Raw genomic sequence first — 7,754 nt, forward strand, 5'->3', positions numbered from 1 at the left:
GTGAACAAAGCCACCAAGGTCTTCATCCTGGTGAGCGGGCTACCTGGGCCGGAGCCTATGCGGATCCGCCGACCCGCCCACGGGCACCGGCTGGGGGTCCAGTAGCGTCCCTTCCATGATCACCCTCGACGCCCTCCTCCGCCTCTGCCCGCCGCCCGCCAAGCCGCGGCCCGCGGTGGACTGGGCGCAGGCCGAGCGCGCCCTGGGTGTGGCTCTGCCCGCCGACTACAAGCAGCTCGTCGAGACATACGGCGACGGCATCTTCGACGACACGATCTGGTTGCTCGTCCCCGGCTCCGCCTACGGCGACTGTGACCTGCACGCGCAGACGACGGAACGGGACGAGATCCTGGCCGGCCTGTGGGAGTTCGAGGCGAAGCCCGTCGGCCTGCTGGAGGCGGGGGCGCGGGTCCTGCCCTGGGCGTTCGAGGAGGGCACGGGGGCGTTCCTGTACTGGCTGGCGCGGCCCGGCCAGCACCCCGACGAGTGGACCGTGCTCTACAACGAAGGGCGCGGCCCACTGTGGGAGCACCACGACATGGGGTGCCTCGCCTTCCTGCTGGCGGTGCTCACAGGAACGGCGGAAACGGAGTACTTCAGCTACCTCTACGAAGTGCTGAAGCCAACGGAGCACCGCTTTGCGACGGCCGACCAGACCCTCGGAGCGTCCCGGCACTGATGCCGTCCGGCTGCTCTCGACGACGCGGTGTGACTCAGCACGCTACTTGTCGCTAACAGCCCTACTCGACGTGCGGCTCTTCGGGTGGGTCAGCACGACAACTGTCGCTGATTCAGCAGGGTATCTGTCGGTTGGTGATCGTTCGGCAAGCAAGTTGTCGCCAACTCCGAAGAAGTCCTCCCGTCGATGCGACCTGGCTACTTCGATGGTGGGGTGGACAGGTCACGCAGGGCACTTTCGTCACCGCCGACCGCCGGCAGCCCAACTCACCCGGGGCCACTATGGTCCCATCTGTGCAGGTGGGAGGACATGCTGGTACCCGTCAGCGTGGCCACAGGGCAGCAGGGTCTGGCCGTCGGCGAAGGGTGGACACGTCGATGGACGGTGACATGGCGTCACCGAAGCGGCGAGGTGACCGGCCCGGTGGCCACCCTGGGGCCAGCACCCTGGGCGGGCAGTGTCCCGATGCGAGGCTTCACCTGGCGGCGTGATCAGCGGCATCGGCCGGGGCTGGAGTACATGGTCAGCACGGGGCAGCTGCACGGCTTCGAGAGTCTGGAGGAAGACTGGCTGCTGCGAGCGCTCGACTTCTGCGGCCACGTGCAGATTCTGCTCTCGCAGCCGTTCCGGATGCGCTTCGAGGCGAACGGACGCTGGCGGCGACACACCCCGGACTACCTCGTGGTCTCCGACGACGGGGTCTTCGTCGTCGACGTACGCCCGGCAGAACTGATCAAGTCCGAGGACGAGGAATCCTTCGCCGCCGCTCACGAACTCTCACTGGCCTGCGGCTGGCGCTACGTGGTCGCGGCCGGCTGGTTGCCGCACGTCCAGGCATCGCTCGACGCGATGTACGCGCGCCGACGCCCGATGAGCGACCTCTTGAATCTGCGCCCAGGGCTGCTCGCGGCGGCCGAACAGGGCCTGACGTTCGGCGAGGCCGCGAACGAGAGCCAGTTCTGGCCGGTCGCGCGGGCCCAGCTGCTGAACCTGTTGTGGCAACGCCGACTTGGCGTGGATCTGTCCAAGTCCTTGACCAACGCGTCGAGGCTGATGCCGACGGAACTGCCATGAGCGCGGGCGCATTGGAGCTGACTCCGGGGACGGAACTGGTCCTCGACGCGAGCGAGTGGCTGGTCGAGCGGCAGGAGCCTCATCTCGGCCGAGTCCACCTGATGAACCGGGCCGGCGTCCGGCAATGCGTCAGCTTCAGGTTCCTGCTGAACCATCCGCAGTGCCGGACCTCATCACTCACCTCCTCGTCCGGCGCGAACCGGGGACGGCAGGAGATGACGCTGAAGGACCTGAAGCCGGAGAAGGTCCCGCTGGTGGAGTTGCGGTTCGAGCACCTGATGGAGGTCGTCTGCGGCTTCCGCAGCGGCGACCCGCTGCGGCCGCGGCAGGGGGAGCCTCGCCTGGAATACCACCCCGACCGCACGACCGTGACCGAGCGGCGCCAGGCCAAAGTGGCCGAGCTGGAGGCCATGGACCCGACCGCCGCGAAGCTGCTGGCACTGGACCGGGTCGGCGTCAGGACACTGGAGCGCTGGGAGCGCAAACGGCGCCGCTTCGGGGTGATCGGCTGCGCGGACGACCGATGGCTGCGCGAGAGCGGCGGGCACCCCAGCATCTCGGAGGAGGTCCGGGAAGCGATCCTGGCAGTTCGGGAGGAGACCCGGCTCCACCGTTCCAAGGTGGACGCCCGCACCCGGGAGACGATGATCCATCGCTACGTCCGCGAGACGTTCCCCGGCCAGGAGATCAAGGTTCCCAGCTACGACACGCTCAGACGGGTCTGGCACGAGTGGTTCGGCCCCGGCCGTGGTCGGCAGCGCTACGAGCGCTCTGCGTCGCTTCCCGAGAAGGACGGGCACGTGCTGGTCACCAGGCCGGGCCAGGTGGTCGCGCTGGACACGACGATCTTGCCGGTGATGGTCCGGGAGGGGGTCTTCGGCGACCCGGTCCGCGTCCATCTGACGCTGGCGCTGGACGTCTACACCCACTCCATCTGCGCGTTCCGGCTCACGTTGGTGTCCGACACATCGGTCGACGTCGCGATGGTGCTGCGGGACGTGATGCTCCCGCTGCCCATGCGGGCTGACTGGGACGGCGAGATGGAGTGGCCCTACCCGGGACTGCCGGCTGCGGTGGTGGCGGAGTTCGTCGGTCATCGGGTCGCGGCCCTGCCGTTCTTCGCGCCGGAGACGGTGACCACCGACCACGGCAGCGTCTACCGCAACCACCACCTGGTCGAGGTCCAGGAGGTGATCGGCTGCCGGGTGCTTCCGGCGCGGGTGCTGCGGCCCCAGGACAAACAGGCGGTCGAACGGGTCTTCGGCAGCATCCGGTCGCTGCTGTTCGAGCACCTGCCTGGCTACACCGGTATCGACACCGCCGACCGCGGTGCGGAACCGGAACGGGACGGCACTTTGACCATCGACGCGATGGAACACGTGATCGCGACCTGGGTCGTTAAGGTCTGGCAGAACCGCCGACTGGGCGATTACGCGCCAGCATGGGATCCCGGCGGCGACCATAGCCCCAACTCGCTGTTCGCGGCGTCGTTCGCGCAATCCGGCTTTGCGATGGAGATCCCCCAACCTGAGCTCTACTATCGGTTTCTGCCGGAGCACCAGGTCAAGCGCATCCACGGCCGCCGGGGCGTGAAGATCAAAGGCCTCTACTACTACGGCGACGTGCTGGAGCCCTACCTGCACGAGGCATCCTCACGCGGTGGGCGGCGCAAGCAGATGTGGATCATCCGCCGGGAGCCCCGAGACCGGCGCGTCGTCTACTTCCAAGATCCCCTCACCCATGAGTGGCACCCCCTGCGCTGGACCGGGCTACCGCCTGAGTCGCAGGTCCCCGCCTTCGGTGACCTGCGTGCCGAGGAACTCCTCACCCGAGTCCGCGAGGCCGGCCTGCGACCGCGGACCGATGCCGAACTCCTGCCAGTCCTTCTGGAACTGCTCGGCGCCCGCGATCCGGTCAGCAACTGGCCCAGCCAGATGACCAAGTCCCAGCGTGTCGAACACGCCCGCGAGGCCACACAGGCCCGGGCGGCCTCGACCGACCGGCCGGCGGCCTCCGCCGAACCCACCTACCCAGCCCGCCAGCCTCAGCAGACCGCAGGGAACGTGCTGCAGTGGCCGCAACGGGCCGGGCAGGCCCGAAGCAGTCTCGACGCCGAGCGGCGCCGCCGGAGAGAAGCCGCCGTCCCGGTCACCCCGAAGCCACCGCCCCGGCTGGGGTCGAGCTTCCGCGAGCGCAACGTGTTCCTCCTGCCCGAGGACGACGAAGAGGAGCACGGTGGTCAACCGGCCAGCTGAGAGCGACAACCCGATCATTCCGTTCCTGCGTGTCGGACCACCGCCCGACCGCACCAGGTGGGAGGGCTGGCAGCAGTGGCGCGAGATCCGCGACACGTTCATCCCGGCACCGCGGCTGTCGCTGAAGGAGTACAGCGACATGAGCCCGCGCCGACGGGCCCTGCACGACCTGCATCGGACCGCGACGCACGTGAACATGCGGCTCCAGGAGACGCCGATGAGCCGGCTGGTCTCCGACCTGATGCGCGGGCGTCTGCAGAACAACGCGGTGAAGTTCATGCCCGGCACCCGGGACGGCCTGATGATCAACGGCGGCGGGTTCCAGGGCAAGACGGAAACGGCGTGCTCCGCGGCCGCCGCCTTCGAGGACCTGTGGCGGGACGTCCACCTCCAACTCCTGCCCGACCAGGCGCCGTTGGCGGGAACACGCGACGTGTTCGTCCCGGTCGCCTACTGTCGGCTGCCGGTGAAGGCGACACCGAAGGGCCTGTGCAAGACCATCCTGGACGTCTACGGCGACCCGCACCCCCACACCCTGGACGACCTGATCCGCTCCGTCCGCGACGCGGTCCGGGACCACAACACCACGGCTCTGCTGATCGACGATGTGACACGCCTTCGGCTCCATCGCGGTGACGACCAGGACACCCTGGACCTGATCCGTGAGCTGATGGACCTGAACGTCACGCTCGTGCTGATCGGCGTCGACATCCCCCACTCCGGACTGCTGCGGGGCGCCTACGTCGACCCCCACACAAAGCAGTGGGTCTTCCCCGACGTCAAGCGAGGCAAGAGCCACAACGACGGGGCCTCGACACAGACCGAGCGGCGCTTCGACATGGTCGACCTCGACCCGTTCGACTACTCCACCTCCAGCGGGATCACCGTCTTCCTCGAACACCTCGCGGGGATCGAGGAACAGCTGCGACTGTTCCACTCTTTCGAGGGCATGCTGACCACCGGAGGAATGCCCGAGTACCTGTTCCGCCGAACGCACGGCATCGTCGGACTCCTTCGACGGCTGGTCGAGGACGGGTGCACGGAAGCGATCACCAGCGGCGAGGAACGGCTGACACCCGAGCTTCTGGCCCGCACCGCCATCCGGCTGGGCAACCTGGCAGACCTCGATCCTGAGGCGGGCGAGGTTCCGGAGATCCCAGCGGACGTCAAACCTCCAAAGCAGTCGGGGAAGAGGGCGGGAAGGAGGCCGCGCAACACGGTCTTCGACGACCAGGGCGACAGGCCGGCCGCCGATGGCTGAGCTCCCCGGCCGGCCGCTGGCGCGAAGCCTTGACCCGCTGCCTGGCGAGTCCATCGGCGGCTACCTGCTGCGGCTCGCTCATCGTCTCCGGCTTTCACCGATCCGCCTGGCCCGGCTGACCGGCTGCATCAGGCCCTCGACAACCCAACTTGGCCGCAGGCTCCTGCTGGACCTCGACACCCGCGCCTTCGCGCACACCGCCCGGCTGAGCGAGGAGGAAGCAGCTGCTCTGACGCTTGTTCCCTGGTCAGACCGTTACCCGCCAATTGCGCGCCTGCGACCCGGTTCCGGACCGCAGGTGTCGCGTGACGACTGGTTGTTCAACGACGCTCCTCGCTACTGCCCGAGATGCCTTGCGGGCGACGGCACCGCCATCCAGCAGCAGCACGGAGGCCCGTGGCAGAAGGCGTGGCACCTGCCCGTCGCCTTCGCTTGCCCGGTCCACCAGGTGTTTCTGCAGGAAGACTGCCCTCGAAGCCACTGGATCAATCGGGCAGTTACCCTCCTCGTCGGCCAGCCCGCGGACGCCACCCTGCACCCGGCGCAGTGCCGGCATCCAGTCCAACGCGCCGGTCAGGGCCGGAAAGGACCCTCCTGCGGGACTCAATTGGACCAGCTCAGGAGCACCAGTTCTGCCCGCCCGAGCATGAACGTGCTCAGGGCGCAGCAGCGACTCCTCGACTTCCTCGAACCCCACCAGGCCGCAGCAGGCGCCGCGTCAGGTTTCACCGATCTTCGGGTGGTCACCGCCGTTCTCTGCGCGTCCTGTCCTCTTGGTCGGGACCACATCGAGCCGGATTCCCAGGATTTGGTGGGCAAGCACATCAGGGCCCTTGGGGGAGGCACCCGCCCGGTTCGCGACAGACCCCCACGTGACCCCGTTGCGGCGGCCGGGTTGCTGACGGCGGCCGTCCGCTTGCTCGATGAGCCTGATCTCCACGAACTCGTCGACCACGCCCGAGCCGCCCGCCCAGGCAGTGCGAGCAGAGCCCCATGGGTCCACGTCTTCGAACGGCATCAGTCCTCGTGCTCGGACGGGTTGCGACAGGCGATGGCGCCCCTGACCCGCACATACCGGCGCACGGGCCCGCGCGGAGCCAGAATCCCAGAACGACAGGGCGGTTACCGCCCTGAACACATTCCCGCGTTCTTGGAGGAACGCTGGTATCAGGAGCATCTCGCACCGCTCCAGATCAACGCGGAAGCGAAGTCCGTACGCCGTCTTGCAGCCGTCCTCCTTGTCCAACAGGCATCTGGCAGGGCGCAGGGTGACGCCGCAGATTTCCTCGGAATCAACCCTGCCGGAGGCCAGTTCGTCGCCACGAGCACGCTCCTGCGGTGGCTCAGAGACGGGCAGGATGCCTTCAACGCCGCTCTGCATGACCTGGCCGAGGAACTCGACCGCGCGACAGACCCCACCAACTACCAGCGCCGACGCGACGAATTGCGAGACTGGTCACTGTCGTCCGAGACCTGGAACGAGATCATCACCAAGCTTCCGCCCGTCCCGGGCCCCGTCCGCCCCAAGCTGGACGACCGACTACGCCAGGAAGCGTCCGCCTTCGTCTGGGCCTACGTCACCGGCGGCGAGCCGCTCTACGCGCCACGGCACATCGAGGCCGAACAGCCCGCGGACACTCGTCAAGCCTGGCGACAGCGCCGGGCGAACACCTGGTTCCATCTCTCCCGCCCGGACGCTCTGAACCACTATGCGGCCCTACGGAAGCTTCTCCTCCAGCAAGGTGACCTGCTCGCCGAGAAGATCGACGCCCAGGCCCTACTTGACCAAGTGGAAATCAGGGTGCTGCAGCCATGCCTGCAGGAATTCCACGTCCCCGACGTGCCGAAGCCACCGCCCTCCGCCCCCGGTGTCATAGGACACCTCCGCGAGCCTCCCCGGGAGGGCTGACGCCAGTTCCCTTGCCCGGGCCAGCACTGCCTCGTTCCCCGCGTCGCCTCCCGCGGCGGGGTGGCTACTCAGGAGACCATCGAAGTCGACCAGCGCATCGAGACGGCGGGCGAGAGCGAGCGCCAGGTGACCGAGAAGCACGTGGTTCACCGAGCCCGAGCAGCCGGCGCCGACTACCAACCCCTGCACCGGTGGACGAGCGAAAGCTGAGTAGTCCTCGTCCTCAACAGGCATCTCCTCGTCCTCTGACAGGAAAAACACGCCAACGCCAGCTGGATCGAAGGCCCGCAGGCCCAGGGCCGAACCGTCTCGCACCCAGAAGTCCACGTCGCCGCTGGCCTTGGCCTCCACCGGGTCACAGAAGGTCTCCAACCACGGGACCACATCGGCCAGGATGTCCGCGAACCCGCGGGGTTCGAAGAGCCACAGTCCAACTGCCGGTCCCGACATACCGCCCCCAGAGCCTCGTGGCCCAAGTGCCACCGGACCCGGTTCTACCAGGACCCGGCGGCGGGCGTCTGATCATTTTGGGTCACAGCCCGCCCTGGACGACAGATTGCATGCTGACGCGACAGT

General features: G+C 68.0%; 5 protein-coding genes and 1 pseudogene. 5 read left to right on the forward strand and 1 reads right to left on the reverse strand.

The features are described from left to right. The first annotated feature begins 115 nt into the window (after positions 1-115). The 5 genes from ABTY04_RS39730 to ABTY04_RS39750 all read left to right on the forward strand — a co-directional run bounded on the left by ABTY04_RS39730 (position 116) and on the right by ABTY04_RS39750 (position 7,178). Complete coding sequence (locus ABTY04_RS39730; RefSeq protein ID WP_352218306.1) at positions 116-679, forward strand: SMI1/KNR4 family protein; 564 nt, start codon at positions 116-118, stop codon at positions 677-679. A gap of 309 nt (positions 680-988) precedes the next feature. Then, positions 989-1,753, forward strand: a complete 765-nt coding sequence (locus tag ABTY04_RS39735) for a TnsA-like heteromeric transposase endonuclease subunit (protein ID WP_352218307.1) — start codon at positions 989-991, stop codon at positions 1,751-1,753. Further along, positions 1,750-4,008, forward strand: coding sequence for a transposase (locus tag ABTY04_RS39740; protein ID WP_352218308.1), 2,259 nt, complete (start codon positions 1,750-1,752; stop codon positions 4,006-4,008). The genes ABTY04_RS39735 and ABTY04_RS39740 overlap by 4 nt, the downstream gene beginning before the upstream one ends. Further along, positions 3,989-5,269, forward strand: a complete 1,281-nt coding sequence (locus ABTY04_RS39745) for an AAA family ATPase (protein ID WP_352218309.1) — start codon at positions 3,989-3,991, stop codon at positions 5,267-5,269. Before ABTY04_RS39740 ends, ABTY04_RS39745 begins: the two co-directional genes overlap by 20 nt. Next, a complete protein-coding gene (locus ABTY04_RS39750) occupies positions 5,262-7,178 on the forward strand; it encodes a TniQ family protein (RefSeq protein ID WP_352218310.1) in 1,917 nt (638 codons plus the stop codon). The genes ABTY04_RS39745 and ABTY04_RS39750 overlap by 8 nt, the downstream gene beginning before the upstream one ends. On the opposite strand, the pseudogene ABTY04_RS39755 reads toward ABTY04_RS39750, so the two are convergent. Further along, positions 7,110-7,628: pseudogene (locus tag ABTY04_RS39755) on the reverse strand (DUF6368 family protein); the annotation flags it as partial. The gene ABTY04_RS39750 and the pseudogene ABTY04_RS39755 sit on opposite strands and share 69 nt — an antisense overlap. Between the last annotated feature and the right edge of the window lie 126 nt (positions 7,629-7,754).

This window comes from Streptomyces sp. NPDC097981, from assembly GCF_040302565.1.
GTDB lineage: Bacteria > Actinomycetota > Actinomycetes > Streptomycetales > Streptomycetaceae > Streptomyces.

Coding starts and splice junctions, on each gene's coding strand:
- ABTY04_RS39730 (WP_352218306.1), top strand. CDS start 116: ATGATCACCCTCGACGCCCTCCTCCGCCTCTGCCCGCCGCCCGCCAAG.
- ABTY04_RS39735 (WP_352218307.1), top strand. CDS start 989: ATGCTGGTACCCGTCAGCGTGGCCACAGGGCAGCAGGGTCTGGCCGTC.
- ABTY04_RS39740 (WP_352218308.1), top strand. CDS start 1,750: ATGAGCGCGGGCGCATTGGAGCTGACTCCGGGGACGGAACTGGTCCTC.
- ABTY04_RS39750 (WP_352218310.1), top strand. CDS start 5,262: ATGGCTGAGCTCCCCGGCCGGCCGCTGGCGCGAAGCCTTGACCCGCTG.